The 24513-nt window shown below is 50.1% G+C and carries 18 protein-coding genes and 1 tRNA gene; 15 read left to right on the plus strand and 4 right to left on the minus strand.

The window, feature by feature from the left end; all coding sequences use genetic code 11:
- The first annotated feature begins 68 nt into the window (after positions 1-68).
- The 15 genes from PRU_RS01495 (at position 69) to coaW (ending at position 20415) form a co-directional block, all read left to right on the plus strand.
- Positions 69-4652 carry a translocation/assembly module TamB domain-containing protein gene (locus PRU_RS01495; RefSeq protein WP_049769052.1) on the plus strand — a complete coding sequence of 1528 codons (4584 nt, stop codon included), beginning with the start codon at positions 69-71 and terminating at the stop codon, positions 4650-4652.
- Positions 4642-6978 (plus strand): translocation and assembly module lipoprotein TamL, encoded by a 2337-nt coding sequence (tamL, locus tag PRU_RS01500; RefSeq protein ID WP_041386497.1) that lies wholly within the window; start codon positions 4642-4644, stop codon positions 6976-6978. The genes PRU_RS01495 and tamL overlap by 11 nt, the downstream gene beginning before the upstream one ends.
- A 92-nt stretch (positions 6979-7070) precedes the next feature.
- On the plus strand, positions 7071-8012 hold the full coding sequence (locus PRU_RS01505; RefSeq protein WP_013065641.1) for a glycosyltransferase family protein: 942 nt from the start codon (positions 7071-7073) through the stop codon (positions 8010-8012).
- Positions 8013-9044 carry a DHH family phosphoesterase gene (locus tag PRU_RS01510; RefSeq protein WP_013064015.1) on the plus strand — a complete coding sequence of 344 codons (1032 nt, stop codon included), beginning with the start codon at positions 8013-8015 and terminating at the stop codon, positions 9042-9044.
- A 63-nt stretch (positions 9045-9107) separates the two neighbouring features.
- On the plus strand, positions 9108-9755 hold the full coding sequence (locus tag PRU_RS01515; RefSeq protein WP_033151423.1) for a DUF4827 domain-containing protein: 648 nt from the start codon (positions 9108-9110) through the stop codon (positions 9753-9755).
- Between the two features lie 18 nt (positions 9756-9773).
- Positions 9774-11147 (plus strand): phosphoglucosamine mutase, encoded by a 1374-nt coding sequence (glmM, locus tag PRU_RS01520; RefSeq protein WP_013063379.1) that lies wholly within the window; start codon positions 9774-9776, stop codon positions 11145-11147.
- Between the two features lie 83 nt (positions 11148-11230).
- A complete protein-coding gene (locus PRU_RS01525) occupies positions 11231-12013 on the plus strand; it encodes a hypothetical protein (RefSeq protein WP_013063997.1) in 783 nt (260 codons plus the stop codon).
- Between the two features lie 105 nt (positions 12014-12118).
- Positions 12119-12391: a co-chaperone GroES gene (locus PRU_RS01530; RefSeq protein WP_013064936.1), complete on the plus strand. Its 273-nt coding sequence runs from the start codon at positions 12119-12121 to the stop codon at positions 12389-12391.
- A gap of 80 nt (positions 12392-12471) precedes the next feature.
- Positions 12472-14103 (plus strand): chaperonin GroEL, encoded by a 1632-nt coding sequence (gene groL, locus PRU_RS01535; RefSeq protein ID WP_013065434.1) that lies wholly within the window; start codon positions 12472-12474, stop codon positions 14101-14103.
- A 313-nt stretch (positions 14104-14416) separates the two neighbouring features.
- Complete coding sequence (sppA, locus tag PRU_RS01540) at positions 14417-16213, plus strand: signal peptide peptidase SppA (RefSeq protein WP_041385515.1); 1797 nt, start codon at positions 14417-14419, stop codon at positions 16211-16213.
- A gap of 16 nt (positions 16214-16229) precedes the next feature.
- Positions 16230-17414, plus strand: coding sequence for a tetraacyldisaccharide 4'-kinase (gene lpxK, locus PRU_RS01545; RefSeq protein WP_013063956.1), 1185 nt, complete (start codon positions 16230-16232; stop codon positions 17412-17414).
- Positions 17299-18171 carry a purine-nucleoside phosphorylase gene (locus PRU_RS01550; protein ID WP_013064423.1) on the plus strand — a complete coding sequence of 291 codons (873 nt, stop codon included), beginning with the start codon at positions 17299-17301 and terminating at the stop codon, positions 18169-18171. The genes lpxK and PRU_RS01550 overlap by 116 nt, the downstream gene beginning before the upstream one ends.
- Positions 18162-19268: a thiamine-phosphate kinase gene (thiL, locus tag PRU_RS01555; protein ID WP_013063349.1), complete on the plus strand. Its 1107-nt coding sequence runs from the start codon at positions 18162-18164 to the stop codon at positions 19266-19268. The genes PRU_RS01550 and thiL overlap by 10 nt, the downstream gene beginning before the upstream one ends.
- Before the next feature lie 110 nt (positions 19269-19378).
- Positions 19379-19451 (plus strand) — tRNA-Phe (locus PRU_RS01560).
- Positions 19452-19587: 136 nt separating this feature from the next.
- The gene (gene coaW, locus PRU_RS01565; RefSeq protein ID WP_013064480.1) at positions 19588-20415 is read left to right on the plus strand and encodes a type II pantothenate kinase; all 828 of its coding nucleotides are present in this window, start codon (positions 19588-19590) and stop codon (positions 20413-20415) included.
- Between the two features lie 4 nt (positions 20416-20419).
- Here coaW and PRU_RS01570 read toward each other — a convergent pair whose 3' ends face one another.
- From PRU_RS01570 to PRU_RS01585, 4 genes are read right to left on the minus strand one after another with little or no spacing between them, the layout of a single operon-like run.
- Entirely contained in the window at positions 20420-21007 is a 588-nt protein-coding gene (locus PRU_RS01570; protein ID WP_013065153.1) for a GNAT family N-acetyltransferase, read from the minus strand.
- A gap of 1 nt (position 21008) precedes the next feature.
- Positions 21009-22130, minus strand: coding sequence for a hypothetical protein (locus PRU_RS01575; protein ID WP_013064097.1), 1122 nt, complete (start codon positions 22128-22130; stop codon positions 21009-21011).
- A gap of 26 nt (positions 22131-22156) precedes the next feature.
- Positions 22157-23257, minus strand: coding sequence for a hypothetical protein (locus tag PRU_RS01580; protein ID WP_013064902.1), 1101 nt, complete (start codon positions 23255-23257; stop codon positions 22157-22159).
- The gene (locus tag PRU_RS01585; protein ID WP_013065045.1) at positions 23254-24501 is read right to left on the minus strand and encodes a condensation domain-containing protein; all 1248 of its coding nucleotides are present in this window, start codon (positions 24499-24501) and stop codon (positions 23254-23256) included. The genes PRU_RS01580 and PRU_RS01585 overlap by 4 nt, the downstream gene beginning before the upstream one ends.
- Positions 24502-24513 lie beyond the last annotated feature (12 nt).

The raw sequence follows: 24513 nt of genomic DNA on the forward strand, positions 1-24513 counted from the left end.
TGGGGATAGCGGTTTTGGTACCCATACTGCTTATTGTGATTCTAACCGCGCTACTTTATTTGCCGCCTGTGCAAAATTGGGCGGTAAAGAAGGTGGCCGCCATCGCCTCGGAGAAAACGGGCATGGACATCACAGTAGAACGGGTATGCCTGGAGTTCCCGCTCGACTTAGGCATCGAGGGCTTTCGTGCTTTGCATCAAAACCAGACCGACACCATTGCCGATGTGCGCAAGATGGTGTGCGATGTGCGCTTGATACCCTTGTTTAGCAAGCGTGTGGTGATAGACGAGCTATCGCTGACAGATGCCAAACTGAATACCAACGGCTTTATTGGCGACCTACGTATCAAAGGTAATCTGCAGGAACTTTGGCTGTCGTCGAATGGTATCGACCTTGACCAGGAAACCGTAGAAGTGAATGGTGCCCGACTCTCAGAAGCCCAACTGGATATCGCCCTGAGCGATACAGCGGCTGTTGACACCACAGAATCGACAATGAAATGGATAGTAAATGCCGATTCGGTGAGTATCCTGAAGAGTAATTTCATGGTCCACCTGCCAGGCGACACGCTGAACGCCCAAGCCTATATGGGTAGGGCAGTGGCACGCGAAGTGCTGGCCGACCTTGGTAACAAGATTTATAAAGTGGGCAGTCTGGACTGGAACCAGGGACGCCTGAACTACGACAACCGCTACGAGCCAGAGGTGAGCGGACTGGATTATAACCATCTGGCACTTACGGATATCAATCTGCGTATCGATTCGATTGAATACGTAGAGCCTAACACCTCTCTTATTATTAGAGACCTGAGGGCGAAGGAGAAAAGCGGTCTGCAGGTAAACCACCTGTCGGCCCGCGTAACGATGGACGACAAGCGACTCACCATCCCCCAACTGAGATTGCAAACGCCTGATACAGATATCGAGACCGAGCTGGCGATGGACTTTAATACCTTCGACACCCAGCAGCCTGGTGCGATGAAGCTGCGTTTGAATGCGCAGATAGGTAAGCAGGATGTGATGCGTTTTGCCGGCGATATGCCACAGGCCTTTGTGCGCAACTATCCTAACCATCCCATCAGCATCAAGGGTTCGGTAAACGGAAATATGCAGCATATGGCGTTTACGGGGCTCAACATCCATCTGCCAACTGCCTTCCGCATCACAGCTACCGGTACGGCTGATAACGTAACTGATATCACCAAGCTGAAGGCTGATATCGCCCTGAATGCCAAGACCGAGAATCTGAATTTTGCCTTGGCTTTGGCCGATCCTGCCTTGATGCGTAATTATCGCTTGCCAGGTATGGCGATAGATGGTAAGCTGAAGGCCGATGGCACCCGCTATGCCACCAATCTGACACTGCGCGAGGGTACAGGCATAGTAAAACTGAAGGGTAGTGCCAGCATTCCAACCAATGCTAAAGGTGATTTGCTGATGGCTGGCATAAGCTACGATGCCGATATGAGCATCAACCGTCTGAATCTGCACCATTTTATGCCACGCGACTCTATCTATACCATCACAGCCGATGTGAAGGCCAAGGGATATGGTACCGATTTCCTCTCGAACAAGAGCAAATTGACAGCCAGTGCCAAGATACACCAGTTGCAGTATGGCAGTTGGGACTTGAAGCAGATGAATGCCGAAGCCACCTTGGCTAACGGACATGCGTTGGCATCTATCACGGGTCATAACCAGTTGCTGCAAGGCACCATAGGTGTTGACGCCCAGTTGAATACCAAGAAGCTGATGGCTACCATCAGTGCCGATCTGGATAAGGCCGACCTGTACCGCATGCGTTTGGTTGATATGCCATTGGCGATTGGCTTATGCGGTTCGGTAGATGTGGTTTCGGATATGAAACTCACTCATCGTGTAACAGGCTTGGTGGATGAAATCTACATCAAAGGTAAGAACGAAACCCTGCGACCCGATTTTATCGGACTGCATGTCAATACTACGGTAGATACCGTGATTGCCCGTATTCAGAGTGGCGACTTTATCGTGAAGCTGGATGCCAAGGGCAACTACGAGCGCCTGCTGAAGAAACTCACCATCTTAGGCGACTCAACTGTGGCGCAGATTGATAAGCGCATCATCGACCAACCTGCCATCAAGCGTCTGTTGCCCGAGATGAAACTGCATGTCGAGAGTAAGCGCGACAACCCGATGGCCAGTTTGCTCAAGGCGTTAGATGTTCAGTTCAAGGAGCTGATGCTGGATGTGAATACCTCGCCTGTAACAGGTATTAATGGTCAGAGCTATCTCTACTCGTTGGTTTACGATAGTACCCGTATCGATACCATCCGTTTGAACCTCACACAGAAGGGCGACCGCTTAACCTACCAGGGTCAGGTGCGCAACAACAAGCGTAATCCGCAGTTTATCTTCAATGCCCTGATTGATGGTACCGTCCACCAGCATGGTGCATTGGTAGGCTTGCGCTTTTTCGACCAGCACGATAAAATGGGCTTGCGTTTAGGCGTGACAGCCGAGATGGAGAACGATGGTATCCGCTTTAAGCTGTTGCCCGAGCGCCCAACTATTGGTTATAAGGAGTTTAACCTGAACAAGGACAACTTCCTGTTTATGGGTCGCAACAAGCGCTTGCAGGCAAAGGTGGACCTGATTGCCGACGATAAGACGGGTATCAAACTCTATACCGAGAACCAGGATTCTACCATGCTGCAGGATATCACCCTGAGTGTGAACAGTTTTGATTTGGGCGAGCTCACCTCGGTAATCCCATACCTGCCCCGTATTACGGGTAAGCTGAATGGCGACTACCATATCCTGCAGGATAAGAACGAGAATATCTCGGTGGCCAGCGATATGGCTGTGCGCCAGATGACCTACGAAGGGTCGCCCATTGGTAACATCAGTACCGAGTTGGTTTACCTGATGAAGGAGGACGATACCCATGCCGTAGAGGCCCGCCTGATGCTCGACGACGAGGAGTTCGGTTTGCTGAGCGGTATCTACAAGAGTCAGGGCGAAGGCTTTATCGATGCCAACTTTACGATGACGCGCCTGCCTCTGTCGCTGGTAAATGGATTTGTGCCCGACCAGTTGGTTGGCTTAGAGGGCTATGGCGAGGGTAGTGTAACCATTCGTGGCACCACCAGTCATCCCGAGGTGAATGGTGAGATGTACGTAGATTCGGCCTATCTGGTCAGCATCCCCTATGGCATCCGCATGCGTTTTGATAACGACCCCGTGCGTATCGTGGGCTCTAAGCTGCTGCTGGAGAACTTCGGACTCTACTCGAGCAATAACGACCTGCTGAACCTGATGGGTAACATCGACTTCTCGGATACCGAGCATATCATGATGGATATGCGTATGCGTGCCAACAACTTCCTGCTTATCAACTCTAAGCGTCAGGCCAAGAGTGTGGCATGGGGTAAGGCCTACGTTAACTTTATGAGTCGTATGCAGGGTCCGCTCGAGGCGCTGAATATGCGTGGCCGTCTGGATGTGCTGGGTTCTACCGATATGACCTATATGCTGCTCGATTCGCCTCTCTCAACTGATAACCGTTTGGAAGAGCTGGTTAAGTTTACCGACTTCAGCGATTCTACCACCACGGTAGTTACGCGTCCTGCACCATCGGGCTTGAATGTTGATCTTACCATCAACGTATCGCAAGGTGCTCACGTGGTGTGCGACCTGAATGTAGATGAGAGCAACTACGTAGATTTGATGGGTGGTGGCGACCTGCGTATGAAGTACAACGCCGAGGGTATCCACCTCACAGGTCGTTATACCTTGTCGAGTGGCGAGATGAAATACTCGTTGCCTGTAATCCCGCTCAAGACGTTTACCGTTAAGGAGGGCAGCTATGTAGAGTTTACGGGCGATCCGATGAATCCTAAACTGAACATCACGGCTACCGAGCGTACCAAGGCTAATGTAACCAACGAGGGTGGTGGCACCCGTTCGGTACTGTTTGATTGTGGTGTGATTATCACCAAGACGCTGAACGATATGGGTCTGGAGTTTATCATCGATGCCCCAGAGGATCAGACGGTGAGTGGCGAGTTGACCACCATGTCGAAGGAGGAACGTGGAAAAATGGCTGTGGCGATGCTTACCACCGGTATGTATCTGGCCGATACCAACACCAGTGCCTTCTCGATGAACTCGGCCTTGAGCTCGTTCCTGCAGAGCGAGATTAACACGATAGCAGGTTCGGCCTTGAAGACACTCGACCTGAGCTTGGGTATCGATAACACTACCGATGCCTCAGGAGCGATGCATACCGACTACTCGTTTAAGTTTGCCAAGCGATTCTTCAACAATCGTCTGCGCATAGAGTTGGGTGGAAAAGTATCGTCGGGTGCTAATGATGCGATGGGTGGTCAGAACCAGTCGTTCTTCGATAATGTCACGATGGAGTATCGCCTGAATCAGGATGCCACCAAGAACCTGAAGCTGTTCTATAACCAGAACGTTTACGATTGGCTGGAGGGCTACACAGGCGAATATGGTATAGGTTTTGTTTGGCGCCGTAAGCTGAACTCGCTGAAGGATGTGTTTAGCTTCTGGAAGAAGGAGCAGCCCATGCTGATGCCACGAACCACCACGCCTCGCGATACCATCCGTAGGGATAGTGTTCCATCCACAAACAGAGAACGCCATGCTAAATAATATCAAGTATATACCCCTAGTGCTTTGTCTGGCTTCGTGCTCAATGACAAAGAATATCCCTGAAGGCGAGCAGCTCTTTACGGGACTTACCAAGATAGCCTACGACGATGCGAAGGAATACGATGTTGAGGCTTACGACACCCACTTGGAGAATACCAAGGTTGAGCTCGAGGCCGCCTTGGCTACCGAGCCCAACGGATCGCTGTTTGGCAGTAGCTATTACACCGTGCCCTGGTCGTGGCACCTGTGGGTATATAATAAGTACGCGGGTAAGGATTCGGGCTTTGCACGCTGGATGACCAAGACGTTTGGTAAGCCACCCGTTCTGATGAGTCAGGTTAACCCCGAGCTTCGCAGTAGTGTGGCACGATCGGTATTGCGCAATAACGGCTATTTTCGTGGCGATGTAACTTACGAGCTGGTGCCACAGAAGAATGCCAAGAAGTGTAAGATTGGCTATACCGTACATCTCGACTCGCTGTTTACACTCGACTCTGTGAGCTATGTTAACTTCCCGGCTCCCATCCAGGCATTGATTGATTCAACCCGCGACGAGAGTCTCATCAAGAGCCAGTCGCCCTTCAGTATCAATAACCTTGATGCCGAGCGCACCCGTATCAGCACGCTGCTGCGTAACAATGGCTACTATTATTACAGTCCTAGCTATGCCTCGTACCTGGCTGATACCTTTGCTGTAGATAACAAGGCCCAGCTCAGGTTCCAGCTGGCACACGGCCTGCCCGATGTGGCCCTGCGCAAGTGGTATATCGGCAAGCTGGATGTTAACTTCCGCAAGTCGGCCCGCGAGGTGCTTACCGATTCGGTACAGCGCCGTTATCTCACCATTCATTTCAATGGTAAGAAGTCGCCCATCATGCCTCGCGTGGTGTTGCGTAACCTCAGTCTGCGCCCACGCCAGGAGTATAGCTACGAGAAATATATGGAGTCGGCCAGCAGGATTAACGCCACAGGTGTGTTCAGTAGTACCGACTTCCAGTTCACGCCCCGTCCCGATTCTGATACCCTCGACCTGCGCCTGAACTGCACCTTTGATAAACCCTACGATTTCTATATCGAGTGTAATGCCATCGGACGTACCAGTGGCCGATATGGTCCTCAGGCCCGAATCGGTCTTACCCGTCGTAATGCTTTCCATGCCGGCGAGAAACTTGATTTGAACCTGCATGGTGCCTACGAGTGGCAGAAGAGTGCCGATGCTGATATGAACAGCTATCAGTATGGTGCCGATGTGTCGATTGAGTTCCCACGTATCATTGCACCTTTTGTTCATAGCGATCGTGTGCGCCGCGATAAGAATGGTCGTGTCATCCGTCGCCATTTCTATTCTACACCTACCACCTATGCCAAGGTGTCGAGCGATGTGATTCGTCGCCCCGATTATTATAAGATGCATATCGTAAGTGGCGAGTGGACCTATCGCTGGCAGTCGTCGGTCAATAGTCGCCACGAGTTCTCGCCCCTCACGCTCAAGTATCAGTTCGTAAACAGCCATACCGATAAGTTCGACTCGGTGATTGTTGAGAATCCCTATCTGGCAGCCTCGATGGAGGACTGCTTCATGCCTAAGATGCGCTATACCTATATGTACACCAGTCCGTCGTCGTTGCGCCATCCCATCCGTTGGGAGGTAACAGTCGAAGAGTCGGGCAATCTGGTATCGCTTTGGGATTATGCGTTCGGGCGCTCTTTCAGCGAGAAGGATAAGGAGCTGTTTAAAACCCCATATTCGCAGTTTCTGCGTTTAGAGGCCGATTTCTCAAAAACGTGGAATCTCACCCCAACCTCACAGCTGATAGGGCATTTCAATGGTGGCATTATCTACTGTTATGGCAATAGCAGCGAGGCACCTTACAGCGAGTACTTCTATGTGGGAGGTGCCAATACCATCCGTGCCTTTGGCGTACGCTCCATTGGTCCTGGTCGCTTTGATGGTCGTGGGTTAGGTCGCCAGCTCGATTATCTGATACAGAATGGCGAGACAAAGCTGGTGGGTAACCTGGAGTATCGCACCAAGCTGTTTGGCGATTTGAATGGTGCCGTGTTCCTGGATGCTGGTAACGTATGGGACTTTACCGACGAGTATGTCGAGGGAGGCAAATTCCCCACATCGCTTAAGCAGTTGGTAAAGACCACGGCGCTTGGCACAGGTGTGGGCTTGCGATACGATCTGGGCTTCCTGGTTATCCGCTTAGACTGGGGCTTAGCCATCCACTGTCCGTACGATACGGGTAAGTCGGGCTATTTTAATGTGCCCAGCTTTAGTGGTGCCCATACTTTGCATTTTGCAGTTGGTTATCCGTTCTAACGCATTTTTTTCGATTCTTTTGTGCTTAAGTCCAAAATATTTTGTACCTTTGCACGCAAAAAATTGATATAACTCAAAAAATTTTAGAAAAAATGAAACCGACTTTGTTTTTGCTCGCAGCTGGTATGGGTAGCCGTTACGGCGGTTTGAAGCAGCTCGACGGTCTGGGCCCAAATGGCGAGACCATTATGGATTATAGTATTTACGATGCCATCCAGGCTGGCTTTGGCAAAATTGTATGGGTTATCCGTAAGGATTTCGAGGAGCAGTTCCGCACCCAGATTCTCGCTAAGTACGAGGGTAAGGTAAAGTGCGAACTCTGTTTCCAGGCACTCGACGCACTGCCCGAGGGCTTCAGCGTTCCCGAAGGCCGTCAGAAGCCATGGGGTACCAACCACGCTGTACTCATGGGTAAGGACGTTATCAAGGAGCCTTTCTGTGTAATTAACTGCGACGATTTCTACAATCGCGATGCCTTCATGGTTATTGGTAAGTACCTGGCAAATCTGCCCGAGGGTGCTAAGAACCAGTATGCTATGGTAGGTTTCCGTGTAGGCAATACCCTCTCTGAGAATGGTACTGTAGCACGTGGTGTCTGCTCAAAGAACGAAAAGGGCCACCTGACAACTGTAGTAGAGCGTACCGAGATTGTACGTTGCGCTGAGGATGGTTCGAACGCAGGTGCCGCTAACGAGCCTGTTCGTTATAAGGACGAGGACGGCAAGTGGGTAGCTGTCGAGGATAACACTCCTGTATCAATGAATATGTGGGGCTTCACACCCGATTACTTCCAGTATTCTGAGGAGTACTTCAAGGAGTTCCTGAGCGATCCAAAGAACCTCGAGAACCTTAAGGCCGAGTTCTTTATCCCCCTCATGGTTAACAAGCTCATCAACGACGGTACTGCTACTGTCGAGGTTCTCGATACCACCAGCAAGTGGTTCGGCGTAACCTATGCAGCCGATCGCGACGCTACTGTTGCTCGTATCAAGCAGCTGGTCGACGAGGGTGTATATCCTAACAAATTGTTCTAAATGAATATAAACATTTTAGATACTAATCAGCTGGCCCTGATGGACCAGCTGATTTCTGATGCAAATACGGTACTTGTGGTTTGCCACAAGAGTCCTGATGGCGATGCTATCGGCTCGTCGTTAGGATGGGCTGAGTATATGCGCTTGCGCGGAAAGGATGTTACCGTGATTGTGCCCGATCAGTATCCCGACTTCCTGATGTGGTTGCCCAATACTGATAAGATTGTGCGTTACGATAAGCATCGCGAAAAGTGCGATATGCTGTTTAAGATTGCCGACCTGGTTTTCTGTCTCGACTTCAATACACCAAGTCGTGTCGACGAGATGGAGCAGGCCTTGGTAAGCACTAAGGCCAAGAAGGTGCTTATCGATCACCACCTGAAGCCCGATGTACCTGCCGACCTGGTAGTGTCGCAGCCCGAGGCTTCGAGCACTTGCGAACTGGTGTTCCGCATTGTATGGCAGATGGGCGCTTTTGCCCAGCTGGATAAGGCTTTTGCCGTACCCGTGTATTGTGGAATGATGACCGATACAGGTGGCTTTACCTTCAACAGCACCCGTCCCGAGATTTTCCAGATTATCAGCGAGCTGCTCACCAAGCGCATCGATAAGGATCGTATCTATCGCAACGTGTATCATAACTATTCCGAGGATCGTATCCGCTTGATGGGGTATGTGATGTACGAGAAGCTGGTTTATATGCCCGAGTATCATGCCGCCTACTATTCGATTACTCGCGACGAGCTGAAGCGTTTCAACTATATCAAGGGCGATACCGAGGGCTTGGTAAACATGCCCCAGCAGATTAAGGGGCTTAAACTGTCGATCTCGTTGCGCGAGGATACCGAGAAGAATATGGTTTGGGTTAGTCTGCGCTCTGTCGACGACTTTCCCTGCAACCTGATGGCCGAGGAGTTCTTTAATGGTGGCGGACACCTGAATGCATCGGGCGGAAAGGTTGAAGGAACCATCGAAGAGGCGATTGAAATTACCAAAAAGGCAATTTCTGCCTATGAAAACAAGTTAAAGTAGCCTAATATTGTTGGTGTTTACGAAAATATTCGTATTTTTGCACCATCAAATAGTAAATGCAAGATGAAGAAGATACTGTTTATCATGATAGCCATGGCCGCTGTTCTCAGCAGTTGTAACGACTATGAGACCTACGGCGATAAGAAGGAAAAGGAACGTAATGCTATTGCAAAGTTCATTTCCGACCGCTCGATTGTTGTTATTAGCGAGGATCAGTTTAACCAGCAGGGTTTCACCACCGATACGGTTAAGAACCAGTATGTAAAGCTTGATAAGAGTGGTGTGTACATGCAGATTGTTCGCCCAGGCTGTGGCACCCAGCTGCAGGATGGCGAGAGCACTCGTCTGGTAGCCCGATTCGCTGAGTATAATATCCTTGAGGATACCACAACTATCTGCAACAACAATCCACGCTTGTCGTATAGTGGCATTTCGGTGGTAACACTGCCCGACATTATATCAGTATCTCGCTCAGGTAGCTCTTTCACTGCATCGTTCGAGAGCGGACTAATGTATAAGGCTTATTCGAGTGCTTCGGTACCTTCAGGCTGGTTGGTTCCCCTTACTTATGTAAAGGTGGGCCGCCCTCAGTCGCTTACCGACGAGTGCGCCAAGGTGCGCCTGATTGTGCCTCATTCTCAGGGTCATGCTACAGCTTCGAGCTATGTAACACCCTATTATTATGAGCTCACATTCCAACGTGAATCTTAAGAGAATTATAAACATATTATGACATTAATCAAATCTATTTCCGGCATCCGTGGTACAATCGGCGGACGCACAGGTGACACGCTTAATCCTTTAGACATAGTAAAGTTTACCACTGCTTATGCCCAGTTTATTGGTGGCAAAAAGATAGTAGTGGGTCGCGATGGTCGTATTTCAGGCCTGATGGTTCGTAACGTAGTAGTTGGAACCTTGATGGGTATGGGCTACGATGTAATCGATATTGGTTATGCCACTACACCAACCACCGAGTTGGCTGTACGTATGGCAGGTGCCGATGGTGGTATTATCATTACCGCCTCGCATAATCCCCGTCAGTGGAATGCCCTGAAGCTGCTCAACAGCGAGGGTGAGTTCCTTACAGCAGCCGATGGCGCCGAGGTGCTCCGTCTGGCCGAGGCCGAGGATTTTGATTATGCCGAAGTTGATCAGTTGGGTTCTTGCACCATCGACGATAGCTTCAACCAGCGTCATATCGACTCAGTGCTGGCACTTAAGTTGGTTGATCGCGAGGCCATCAGCAAGCGTAAGTTCCGTGTGTGCGTAGATACCATCAACTCAGTAGGTGGTATTATCCTGCCCGACCTGTTTAAGGCGCTTGATGTAGATTACGAGATTCTGAATGGCGAGTGCACAGGCGACTTTGCCCACAACCCCGAGCCATTGGAGAAGAACCTGCATGGTATCATGGATAAGATGAAGAAGGGTGGTTTCGACCTGGGTATCGTAGTTGATCCCGATGTCGACCGTCTGGCCTTTATCTGCGAGGATGGCACCATGTTTGGCGAGGAGTACACACTGGTATCAGTAGCCGATTATGTGCTGAGCCACACAGTAGGTAATACCGTTTCAAACCTCAGCTCAACCCGCGCTCTGCGCGACGTTACCGAGCAGCACGGTGGCCAGTACACCGCTGCAGCCGTAGGCGAGGTTAACGTAACTACCAAGATGAAAGAGGTAGGCGCCGTGATTGGTGGCGAGGGTAATGGCGGAGTAATCTATCCCGAGAGCCACTATGGTCGTGATGCCCTCGTAGGTATCGCCCTGTTCCTGTCAAGTCTGGCTCAGAAGGGTTGCAAGGTAAGCGAGCTTCGTGCCACCTTCCCCGACTATCAGATTGCCAAGAACCGCATCGACCTTACTCCTGAGACTGATGTTGATGCCATCCTGGTAAAGGTTAAGGAGATGTTTGCTAAGGATAGCAGCGCTGTAGTTAACGATATCGACGGTGTGAAGATCGACTTCCCCGATCGTTGGGTACACTTGCGCAAGTCTAACACCGAGCCTATCATCCGCGTGTATAGCGAGGCCCAGACCATGGAGCAGGCCGACGACCTTGGTAAGCAGCTCATGCAGGTGGTTTACGATATGCAATAATACATTATTAAATATGATTTCGAATCCTCGCCAGTCAGTGGCGGGGATTCTTCAATTAAAATTATACGTTCAACTATAAATTTATGGATTTGGTTTTATATCAAACTGTACTTTATGCAGCATGCCTGGTAAATTTTCTGTTAGCCCTTTTGCTGTTGTTTAATAACTACGAGTATCGTAAGTACGATATCTATCATCGTAGTTGTAAGATTACAGCCATCAACTATATCAACTTTGCCATAGGTTTCTTTATTCATGGCTATCTTACGTTGCGTTTTCAGAATCCGGTAGCAGCCTCGGCTCTCAGCGTGTCGTATTTCCACGTTGGTGCTGTTATGTTCAGCTGGAGCCACACCCCGTTGATGTGCCCCAATTACCTTACCCGCCGGATTGCCATTCGCGATATCTGTATCTTAGGCGTTGGCATCATTACCTATTGGCTGCCAATTGTTATCCCTGTACTCAGGCCCTATAGCGAGTGGCCGTTTGCCATCTTCTTCCTGCATGGCGTGTATCTGTCGTATATGTTCCTGAGCAACTATTTTAAAACGCAGAACAGCATTGAGCAAACCACTGTCGAGGCTAACGCTCCCAGTTGGTGGACGCCCGAAACCAAGCGCCGTTTGCTTAGCAAGCACCACTCGTTTATCACAGGTTGCGTTCTCATCGTTATTTTTGGTTTGGGCAGTATCGCCATTACAGCAGCCTTTCCTACTCAGGTTTGGCCTTACACGCTGCTGTCGGGTGGAGGCATGCTGGTGTTCTGGTTCCTCTACTATGCCGTCAGCGAGTATGGTGGTGTCATCGAGATTGCCACCTATGCCATGAAGATTAATAGCCTCGACGGTTCGCACCGCCCGAAATAGGTGTTCTTTTCTGCCAATGTGTCACATTAACCCGTATTTGGCACGGTTTTGGCAGCTATCATGGCAGAAATAAAAAAGTTTAAACATAAAAAATAAAGTAGTATTATGAACATCAAACCATTAGCAGACCGTGTGTTGGTATTGCCAGCACCTGCAGAAGAGAAGATTGGCGGTATTATCATTCCCGACACCGCAAAAGAGAAGCCACTCCACGGAACCATCAAGGCCGTAGGTCAGGGCACAAAGGATGAGGCTATGATTCTGAAAGAGGGCGACGAGGTGCTCTATGGTAAGTATAGTGGCACAGAGCTTGAGTTCGAGGGAACCAAGTATTTGATGATGCGCCAGAGCGACGTCTTGGCGATTATTGAAAAATAATCGTATTTGACGATTGGACAATTTCACGATTTCACAATTTAATAGTCAAATAGTAAATAGTCAAATAGTAAAATAAAACCATGGCAAAAGATATCAAATTCAATATTGAGGCCCGCGATGCTATGAAGCAGGGTGTGGACCAGTTGGCAAATGCAGTAAAGGTAACACTTGGTCCTAAGGGCCGCAACGTGGTTATCGAGAAGAAGTTCGGTGCTCCTCAGATCACTAAGGATGGTGTATCTGTAGCTAAGGAGATTGAGCTCGAGGATAAGTTCGAGAACACAGGTGCTCAGCTCGTTAAGAGCGTAGCTTCAAAGACTGGCGACGACGCTGGTGACGGTACAACTACAGCTACCATCCTGGCTCAGGCTATCGTATCAGAGGGCTTGAAGAACGTTACCGCTGGTGCTAACCCCATGGACCTGAAGCGTGGTATCGACAAGGCTGTTAAGGCTGTTACTGAGCACATTGCTAAGAGCGCCGAGCAGGTTGGCGACAACTACGATAAGATCGAGCAGGTAGCTACCGTATCTGCCAACAACGATAAGGAGATTGGTGAGCTGCTGGCCGAGGCTATGCGTAAGGTATCTAAGGATGGTGTGATCACTATCGAGGAGAGCAAGAGCCGCGACACACACATTGGTGTAGTTGAGGGTATGCAGTTCGATCGTGGTTACCTGTCAGCTTACTTCATCACCGATAGCGAGAAGATGGAGTGCGTGATGGAGAACCCATACATCCTGATTTACGATAAGAAGATTTCAAACATCAAGGATTTCCTGCCTATTTTGCAGCCTGCTGCCGAGAGCGGACGCCCCTTGCTGGTAATCGCCGAGGATGTTGATTCTGAGGCTCTTACCACACTGGTAGTAAACCGTCTGCGTGGTGGTCTGAAGATCTGTGCTGTTAAGGCTCCTGGCTTTGGCGATCGCCGTAAGGCCATGCTCGAGGATATCGCTACACTTACTGGTGGCGTAGTTATCAGCGAGGAGAAGGGCTTGAAGCTTGAGCAGGCTACACTCGAGATGCTGGGTACTTGCGATAAGGTAACCGTAAGCAAGGATAACACCACTATCGTTAACGGTGCTGGCGACAAGCAGGCCATTCAGGATCGTATCGCTCAGATTAAGAAGGAGATCGAGAATACAACCTCGTCTTACGATAAGGAGAAGCTGCAGGAGCGCCTGGCTAAGTTGGCTGGTGGCGTAGCAGTACTCTACGTAGGTGCTAACTCTGAGGTTGAGATGAAGGAGAAGAAGGATCGTGTCGACGATGCTCTCTGCGCTACCCGTGCTGCCATCGAGGAAGGTGTTGTAGCTGGTGGTGGTACAACCTACATCCGCGCTCAGGAGGCTCTGAAGAACGTGAAGGGCGACAATGCCGACGAGCAGACAGGTATCAACATCATCTGCCGTGCTATCGAGGAGCCTCTGCGCCAGATTGTTACCAACGCTGGTGGCGAGGGTGCCGTAGTAGTTCAGAAGGTTCGCGAGGGTAAGGGCGACTTCGGTTACAATGCCCGTCTCGACAAGTACGAGGATCTGCGCGAGGCAGGAGTTATCGATCCTGCTAAGGTGGCCCGTGTTGCACTCGAGAATGCCGCTTCAATCGCCGGTATGTTCCTTACTACCGAGTGCATTATTTGCGACAAACCCGAGAAGGAGCCCGCTATGCCAATGGCAGGTGCACCAGGCATGGGTGGCATGATGTAATTTTGCAAACCTTGCATAACAATTTAGGGGATGGATTCTGCAATCCGTCCCCTTTTTTAGGTATTTTAGCCAAAAAATGCGGTTTTTAATCACAAAATTTTTGCGGGTTACATAAAAACACGCTAATTTTGCAACCGCAAATAATAATTTTTTTGATTTGTTTTAGTAGATTAGTTTTTAAGTAGTTTGTTTTTCGAGAACCGGGTGTCGTGATGACAGCCGGTTTTTTGTGTTATTTTTCGTTTATTTGTTGGCTGTATGCAAAAAAGTTGCTATCTTTGCAAACTGTTACGTAACCAATAAAAGACATTTTATGAAGCAATTCCTGAAAATGACATTGGCCACTATCTGTGGTGTTGTTATCCTCAGTCTGATTACCGGACTGTTCTTCGTTATTTCTTTGGTAGGCATGGTTGCCAGCGATTCGGCTGCAACTAAGGTCAAGGAAAACTCTGTGTTCGTGCTTAAACTCAGTGGTTCTGTCAACGAGCGTTCTGAAGAGGGTACACCGTTCGACGATTTCTTAGGCTTAGGCGATACAGGCTCTATGGGTCTCGACGATCTCATTGCCAGCATCCGCAAGGCTAAGGACAACGATGATATCAAGGGTATCTATATCCAGGGTGGTTCGGCTGGCTTCGATAGCCCTGCCACAGCCCAGCAGCTGCGCGATGCACTCAAGGACTTCAAGACCAGCGGCAAGTGGATTGTGGCTTATGCCAATAACTACTCACAGGCCTCGTATTATGTAGCTACCGTTGCCGATAAGATCTACCTTAATGGTCAGGGCTCGGTAGATCTGCGCGGTCTGGGTGGTAAGAGCGAGTATTATAAGGGATTGTACGATAAGCTTGGCATCAAGTACCAGGTGGCCAAGGTTGGAAAATATAAGAGCTATGTAGAGAGCAACACCCTTACTGGCATGAGCGATTACGATCGCGAGCAGCGCCAGGCCTACCTGGGTGGTATCTGGAAGTACTGGCTCAAGGAGATGGCCGAGGGCCGTAAGGTTAAGGCCGACGAGCTCGACAAGCTGGTTAACGATAGCCTGCTGGCATTCACACCTGCCGAGCAGCTCATCAAGAGCAAGCTGGTTGATAAGGTGCTCTTCCCCGAGGAGATAAAGGCCGAGATTAAAAACCGCCTCAAGCTGGGTAAGAACGATGAGATTAACCAGCTTACCCTGAGCGACATGCTCAACGTAAAGAGCAAGCAGAAGGAGAATGGCGGTAAGATTGCTGTTTACTATGCCTATGGTAGCATTGTAGATAGCGAGGCCATGAACATGCTCGAAGGCGGTGGTCACTGCATTGTAGGTAAGACCGTAGCCGACGACCTGCGCAAGCTGGCCGACGACGATGATGTGAAAGCCGTTGTGTTCCGTGTAAACTCAGGTGGTGGTAGCGCTGTGGCTTCCGAGTATATCCGCCATGCCGTTAAGCTCATCAAGGCCAAGAAGCCCGTTGTAGTATCTATGGGTGGTGCAGCCGCCTCGGGTGGTTACTGGATTAGCTCACCTGCCAACTATATCATTGCCGAGCCTACCACTATCACTGGTAGTATTGGTATCTTCGGTCTGATTCCTAACGTCAGCGGTCTGGTTACCGATAAGTTGGGCATCACCTTCGATGGCGTGAAGACCCACCAGTTTGCCGGTTACGAAACCGAGCTGGTAGCAGGTAAGGACACCCAGGAGATTATGCGCCAGATGCAGAACTACATCAATCGTGGTTATCAGAATTTCCTGAATGTAGTAGCCGAGGGTCGTGGTCTTAAGCCCGAGCAGGTTAACGAGATAGGTCAGGGCCGTGTATGGCTGGCCAGCGATGCCCTTGGCATCAAGCTGGTTGACAAGCTGGGTAGCTTGGACGATGCTGTTAAGAAGGCTGCCGAGCTGGCTAAGCTTCAGGAGTATCACACCGCCGCTTATCCTGCCGAGCCAGGATGGTTCGAGAAGCTCATGAACAAGGAGCCTAAGGGTTCATACCTCGATGGTCAGATTCGCGAGCTGTTGGGCGATGCCTATCTGCCACTCATGCAGATTCGCAACGATCTCAAGAACAATAGTCGTATGCAGGCACGTATGCTCGACGACATTCGTGTGAAGTAAAAAAGAAAATAAAGTTTTGGAAGGCGATTTCATCAAAATCAATAATAAGCTGCTGGGCCTGGCCTGGTTCTATGGTCTGGGCGTGGGTATCAGGAATCTGCTGTTCGAGATGGGCATCTTGAAGAGCCGTTCCTTCAGTACCCCCGTTATCTCTGTGGGCAATATCACTGTGGGTGGAACAGGCAAGACCCCACATGTTGAGTATCTTATCCGGTTGCTGAAGGGCAAGCATAACGTGGCTGTGCTCAGTCGTGGCTACAAGCGTAAAAGCAGCGGGTTTGTGCTCTCCGATAAGGATACCCCCATGCCTATGATAGGCGACGAGCCATTCCAGATGAAACAGAAGTTTCCCGATATCACTGTGGCTGTAGATCGCAAGCGCACCCGTGGTATCAGCAAGCTCACTGCCGACGAGAGCGGGTTGGATATCGATGTGGTGCTGCTCGACGATGCTTTCCAGCACCGTTATGTCAAGCCCGGTATCAACATCCTGCTGGTAGATTACCATCGCCTGGTTATCTACGATCGCCTGCTGCCTGCCGGTCGTTTGCGCGAACCCGTCAAGGCTAAGGACAGAGCCGACATCGTGATTATCACCAAGTGCCCCAAGGACCTCAAACCCATGGAGTTCCGTGTCATCACCAAGGCTATGAATCTGTATCCCTATCAGCAGCTGTTCTTCTCAACCTTAGAGTACGATGCCCCGCGCCCCGTATTTACCAACGAGCCCAATATGGCTCCCGTGGATAGCTTAGAGGCGCTAGCAGGCAAGAATATTCTGCTCCTTACAGGCATTGCCTCGCCCGAGCAGTTGATGCACGATCTGCAGCAGTATCACTCGCAGATTACACCTCTCACCTTTGGCGATCATCACGACTTCAAACGTAAGGATATCCTGGCCATCAACGAGACCTTTGCCCAGCTGCCTGAACCGCGACTGGTGCTTACCACCGAAAAGGATGCCACGCGCCTGATGGTGGTTGATGGACTTACCGACGACGTGAAGCGCCATCTTTATGCGTTACCGCTGCGTATTGCTATCATGCAAGGCCAGCAAAAAGAGTTTAATCAAAAAATTTTAGGATATGTATACAAAAATTCAAGAAACAGCATCCTGGCTAAAAGAAAGGATGACCACAAGTCCCAAAACAGCGATAGTACTGGGGACAGGCCTCGGACAATTAGCTTCAGAAATAACTGATACTTACGAGTTTCCTTATCAAGATATACCCAACTTCCCTGTGTCAACCGTCGAGGGTCACAAGGGTAAGCTCATTTTTGGTAAGTTAGGTGGTGTCGACATCATGGCCATGCAGGGCCGTTTCCACTTCTACGAGGGCTACTCTATGAAGGATGTCACCTTCCCCGTTCGCGTCATGTACGAGCTGGGCATCACCACCCTGTATGTGTCGAACGCAGCAGGCGGTATGAACCCCCAGTTTAAGATTGGCGACCTGATGATTATCACCGATCACATCAATCTCTTCCCCGAGCATCCGCTGCGTGGTAAGAACTTCCCCACAGGTCCCCGATTCCCAGATATGCACGAAACCTACGATCACAACCTCATTGCCGAGGCCGACAGCATCGCCAACGATCTTAATATCCCCGTGCAGCATGGTGTGTATGTAGGCGTTCAGGGCCCCACCTTCGAGACCCCTGCCGAATATAAGATGTATCGCATCTTTGGTGGCGATGCTGTAGGTATGAGTACCGTACCCGAGGTAATCGTAGCCCACCACTGTGGCATCAAAACCTTTGGTATCTCGGTCATCACCGACCTGGGTGGCTTCGACGTGCCCGTCGAGGTAAGTCACGAGGAGGTGCAGGAGGCTGCCAACATGGCACAGCCCAAGATGACTGCCATTATGCGCGAGATGATTATCCGAGCCGAGCGTATCCAGGCTCACAACCAAGACAAGTTTAATACCGATCACCCAACTGAAGGATGGAAATAGCAAAATTAGGAGAATTCGGTCTTATCGACCGTTTAACAAAGGATATCGAAATCAAGAACGCCAGCACCGTAAAAGGTGTTGGCGATGATTGCGCCGTACTCAGCTACCCCGATAAGCAGGTACTCGTTACCACCGATATGCTGATGGAGGGCGTACACTTCGACCTTACTTATATCGACCTCAAGCACCTGGGCTACAAGTCGGCCATGGTAAACATCAGCGATATCTTCGCCATGAACGGCACACCCCGTCAGCTCACCGTTTCGCTCGCCATCAGCAAGCGTTTCAGTGTCGAGGATATCGAGGAGTTCTACAGCGGACTGCGCCTGGCCTGCGATAAGTGGAATGTAGATGTGGTTGGTGGCGACACCACCTCATCCTATACCGGCATGGCCATCAGCATCACCTGTATTGGCGAGGCTGCCAAGGAGGAGATTGTGTACCGCAATGGCGCCAAGGATACCGACCTGGTATGCGTAAGTGGCGACCTGGGTGCAGCCTATATGGGCCTGCAGCTCCTTGAGCGCGAAAAGAACGTTTACTACGGTCAGATAAACGATCTGCAAAAGAAGATAGCTGAGGCCAAAGCCGCCGGCAACGATGCAAAACTGTCAACTCTCAACTCTCAGCTGTCAGCTCTCAAGGATTTCCAGCCCGATTTCAGTGGTAAGGAGTATCTGTTGCAGCGCCAGTTGCAGACCGAGGCCCGTGGCGATATCATTCAGAAGCTGCGCGAGGCAGGCATCCGTCCTACCGCTATGATGGACATCAGCGATGGCCTCTCAAGCGAACTCATGCACATCTGTAAGCAGAGTGGGGTAGGCTGCCGTATCTACGAAAAGAATATTCCTATCGACTATCAGACAGCCGTAATGGCCGAAGAAATGAACATGAACGTTACTACTTGCGCCATGAATGGTGGCGAAGATTACGAATTATTGTTCACCGTTCCCATCGGCGATCACGAGAAGATTCAGCAGATTGATGGCATTAAACTCATTGGTCACATTACCGACGCAAAATTCGGTCAAATACTCGTAACCCGTGATAATCAGGAGTTTGCGTTAAAAGCACAAGGCTGGAACCCTTTGGCATGAAAAAATAAAGTGTTAAAAGGTGTTTAAAAGTTTGGCGGGTTCGAAAAATAGTCGTACCTTTGCACCCGCAAAACAACGAAAGGATGTTTGCAAAACGAATTTGAAATGTTGGTGCCTTAGCTCAGTTGGTAGAGCATCGGACTGAAAATCCGTGTGTCCCCGGTTCGATTCCTGGAGGTACCACTCCTCCTTTCATTAGCCCGGTCTTGTAGTTATCTACAGCCGGGTTTTTTCGTATATATACCTAAAATGTTTAATGTTTAATCTTTAATGTTTAATGTTTAATCTTTAATGTTTAATCTTTAATGTTTAATGTAACATGGGCATAGTTATTGGTATCGATGTTGGTATTTCAACTACAAAGATTGTTGGAATCAAGAATGGCAAGGTGTCAGCTCCAATCAGCATCACCGCTGCCGATCCTATCACGTCACTTTTCGGAGCCTTTGGCAAGTATCTGCACGATAATGATATCAATCTGCAGGATGTCGATCAGGTGATGCTCACAGGCGTAGGTGCTGCTTATATCGATCAGCCCATCTACGGATTGCCCACCGCCAAGAGTCAGGAGTTCGTTGCCGATGGTCTGGGCGCCCGTTTCGAGTCAAAGCTCGATCACACCATCGTTGTGTCAATGGGTACTGGTACCTCGTTTGTGCGCTGCGATGGCAACGATATGCGCCATATTGGCGGTATTGGCGTGGGTGGTGGTACCTTGGCAGGCTTAGCCCGCATTATGCTCAACACCAGCGATATCAAGCAGGTGGCCACCATGGCCAAGCACGGTAACATTCGTAATATCGACCTTACCATTGGCGATATCAGCGCCATCCCCGTGCCAGGACTCACCATGGATACCACTGCCAGTAACTTTGCCAACGCCCAGAGCGATGCCTCAAAGGAGGATATTGCCGCAGGATTGATCCATATGGTACTGCAGTCGATAGGCTCAGCCGCCTGGCTCGCCTCTATAGGCAGCGATATACGCGATTTCGTGCTCATAGGCAACCTCTCGCTGCTTCCCCAGTGTAAAGAGGTGTTCCCCGCCTTAGAAACGCTTTACAACATCCGTTTCCACATCCCCAAGTACTCGCAGTATTGCACCGCCATCGGCGCCGCCCTCGATTACACCGCCAACCACAAATAAGTAATTAGTGCATATCACAAGGAGCAGTACTGATTATCAGGTGTTTCATGGGGTGACCGCCCCATAGATTGTCGTCAAGGTACTCGAATCCCACTTTGGTATAGAGTGCCTCACCGTCGGGATTGCCTTTATCAACCAGCAGTCCCACTCTGGGCAGGTGTAACAGGTAGCCTCGTTCCCTGGTGGCCATCAGTAACTGCTGGGCTATACCCTGCCTACGATAGGCTGGTAGCACGGCCAGCGAGTCGAGATAGAGCTCGCCAGCCTGTGTCTCATCGTCCATACCAGTATGATCCTTACCGATGTACGTCTTGGCGGCCTCGATAAAAGCACACCGCAACTCGTGCAGGCGGCTTCCATCGTAGCTTACCGATACGCCTACCACCTGCTTACCGTCCATCGCCACCAGCGTGTTCTTGTAACTGTACTGCGAGTCATCACGTTCTACGAGGTGGCACATCATCCGGTAAAAGTCGTCCAATCCGTAGCCCTCGCCACAGAAAAACTTACAACACTCGTCTGTCATTGCCATCATTATCAGTCGGGCAATATCCTTGTTCTGTTCCTTTATCGCGTTCTTAATCTCTATCATCTTAACCATCAATTTGGAAATAGCGCATGATATTCTTTTTGAACTCTTCGAGACTGAAAGGCTGCTCCTCTATCTCGAAGGTAAGACCTATCTGCTTGAGCAAGGCATCAATCTTCTCGGGCATGATCTGCGACAGTTCGGTCATGGTGTGAGGGTGGTCGGTGCTGGCGGCATCGAGCAACCGATAGGCAATCCAGGCTCCTGTGGCAGTCTCCCAGCATACGGCATTGGTGCCGTAGCGTTTCCAGGTGGTCTGGTTGGCCACCACACTCTTCACCCAGTAGAGCCTTTCTTTTGTGTCCCAGAAAAGTATGCCCGCCTGATCCTCGCCTTTCAGGCAATGGGGTACGGGGATAGAAAGCAACTCTTCATCGGTGATGTCGGCGCCCCGTTCCAGAAAATGCTGCTGCATGCCTCGTGGGGCCTGATAGATATTAGCCGTGCCCAGCAGGTTCTCGTCGCTGTGCAGCATGGAGAGCAGTTCCTCATGGGGTACGGGCAGATAATGGCGCTCGCTGCCGTGATAGGTGAGGCGTATGGTGCCACCTTCGTCATTCAGTTGCTGTGTCACATCGATGACGTTCTGCCTGGTTCCAAACACCAACTCGGCGCGGCAACTCTCCTCGGCATACATGAATGGCGACCAGGTGCCAAATACCTCATATTCATCACTCACAGAATCGTCGTGTTCCAGTTCGAAGGCATAGTGTGGCTCCTGTGGTTTGTATCGCTGATAGACGTGTTCGAGTATGCCTGGATTGATGCCAAAGCCGAACATGATACGGCTGTGCGTAGGCCAGCACAATATCCGCTTCATTTCCTCTATATAGACGGGCGTAGATACGGTATCATCCGTTTCTATGCCGTCAGCGAAGCCAGCCACGTCGATACAGTCAAGGCCGTAGTCTATGCACATACGGGCAATCTCTATGCTGTTGGCCACCGATGTATTGACCACCACATCGAACTCATCGTGGTGACGGGGCAGAAAGTCGAAAATGTCTTGTCCTTCTTTCAAGTCGCAGACAGTCAGTTTAAAACTGTCTTTTGGCTCCTGCTCATACATTATTTTCTCAAAGGCATGGGCGATATTACCATAGCCTGCTAATAAAATTCGTTTCATAGCGTGATAATTTTTAAGACGTGAAATTAAAAATAGCGCATGATATTCTTTTTGAACTCTTCGACGCTGAAAGGCTGCTCCTCTACCTCGAAGGTAAGACCTATCTGGTTGAGCAAGGCGTCAATCTTCTCTGGCATGAGCAGCGACAGCTCCGTCATGGTGTGAGGATGGTTGGTGCTGACGACATCGAGCAGCCGATAGGCTATCCAGGCTCCAGTGGCCGTCTGCCAGCAAACAGCATTGGTGCCGTATCGCTTCCAGGTGGTCTGGTTGGCCATCACGTTCTTCACCCAGTACATCCTATCGCGTGTGTCCCAGAAGAGCATTCCCACATGATCATCACCCTTGAGGCAGTGAGGCACGGGAATCTTGAGGAACTCCTCAACCGTCATTTCAGTGCCATGGTCCAGAAAGCATTGCTGCATTCCTCGTGGGGCCTGAAAGAGATAGGCCGATCCGAGCAGATTCTCGTCGCTGTGCAGCATCGACATCAGTTCTTCGTGAGGTATGGGGAGATACTTGCGTTGCTCGCCATGATAGGTAAGGTGCATGGCGCCACCATCATCCTTCAGCTGCTGTGTAATGTAATTGATCTTATCTTTGTTTATCACGACCAACTCAGCACGGCAACTCTCCTCGGCATACATGTACGGTGACCAGGTGCCAAATACCTCATATTCATCACTCACAGCATTGTCGTGTTCCAACTCGAAGGCATAGTGCGGCCCCTGTGGCTTGTACTTCTGATAGACGTGTTCGAGGATACCGGGATTGATGCCAAAGCCACACATGATGCGGCTGCGGGTCGGACATTTCAGCAGCGGATCCAAAGCGAACAAGAAGTCCACAGCCGTCGTACCATCACCCATACCTTCATCTACACCCATATCAATATAGTCCAGGCCGTAGTCGATGCACATCTGTGTAACATCACAGGTCTCGGCCTGCGACGTGTTTAATACGAGATCAAATTCGTTATGATGCTCTGGCAGATAACTGAGAATCTCTTGTCCATCCTTCAAGTCGCAGGTAGTAAATGTATAACTTCCACTCGGTTCCTGCTCTTTCATGATTTGTACAAAGGCATGGGCGACATTGCCATAGCCTGCTAACAAAATTCGTTTCATTTCTTATAGAATATAATATTACTTATAGTTTCTTCTTGGTTGCCTACAAGTCGGAGTGCCATCTGGCCGGTTATTTCCGACAAGGTGTCGATCTGTTGTTGAGTATATAGGGCACTGCTACAATCAGTAAATACCTCGTATAGATCGTCACGACGTGTGACGTAGGTAGATGAGTGCTCGCCTGTGAGCGATGGATCTATATGATAGGTGTTCCACAGTTTGCCGTCGATATTGATATATTCTGAGATAGTGCTGGCATTATACCCCATCTCCGCACCATCGTCGAGACCAATTTCGCGCAGCAGATGATATTCAGGGTAGATGCGGTAGCGCATGGAACAGAATAACTCTCTGCGTGTCTGGCTAAGCAGTTCGGTCACGGTCTGACCTGGATCTGTATCGATCATGATAGGCAGACTGGTTAAGTAGTGACCATAGACATGGTCGGTGAGTCGCCGGTCGCCGCGCCCATGATTAAAGGTGTAGAAAGCCACACGCCTCTCGCCCGACATATAGGCTAATGCCAAGGCATAGGCAGCATAGAAAACAGTGGTGGGCGTTTGACCTATGCGTTGACAGCCTTCATCGATGATAGTGGCCGACACCATGGGGTGCGAACTAATGGCAGGTCCCAATGGGTTGTCGGTCTCACGACAAAAATCAGTCACTTGTAGGCCCTCGAACTTCTTCAAATAGTATTCCCTGGCACGGCGATAGGCATCGCTGTCGTAGCTGGCGATTTCCTGACGTGTTATTTCTGCGGCAATGTCTCCCTGCTGATAGAGGGGCTTGCCCTGCAGCGCTTCTTCAAAAGCATTCCACAGTGCTCTTTGAGATATACCGTCGAAGAAAAGGTGATGGTTTTCCATGACAACGTAGCACTTACTGTCGGTCTCTACCAGAGAGAGGTGAACGCAGGCCTCGTTGAATATGTCGAAGGGTTTTGTAAACGTGGGTTCTGCAGCCTCCCATTCCGCATCGCTCATGCGATAGTAATGCACGTTGTTGGGCATCTGCCAGTCCTCACAAATCATGATGTCGTCACCCTGGCGAACTAGATGTATATGCAGGTAACGCTGCTCATCCAGCATCCGCTGCATGGCTCGCTGAAAACGCTGTGCTGACGAGCGTTCGAAGGGCATACATAATGTAACGTTGTGCTGCGTCAACTCTGGGGCTTGCATAAATTCCTCATAGCACTCCCACTGTATGGCGTTCAATGGGTAAGTAATATTTTCTTTCATAATCTTTGTTTT

Origin of the sequence: Xylanibacter ruminicola 23, assembly GCF_000025925.1 — a bacterium.
Classification (GTDB): Bacteria; Bacteroidota; Bacteroidia; order Bacteroidales; family Bacteroidaceae; genus Prevotella; species Prevotella ruminicola.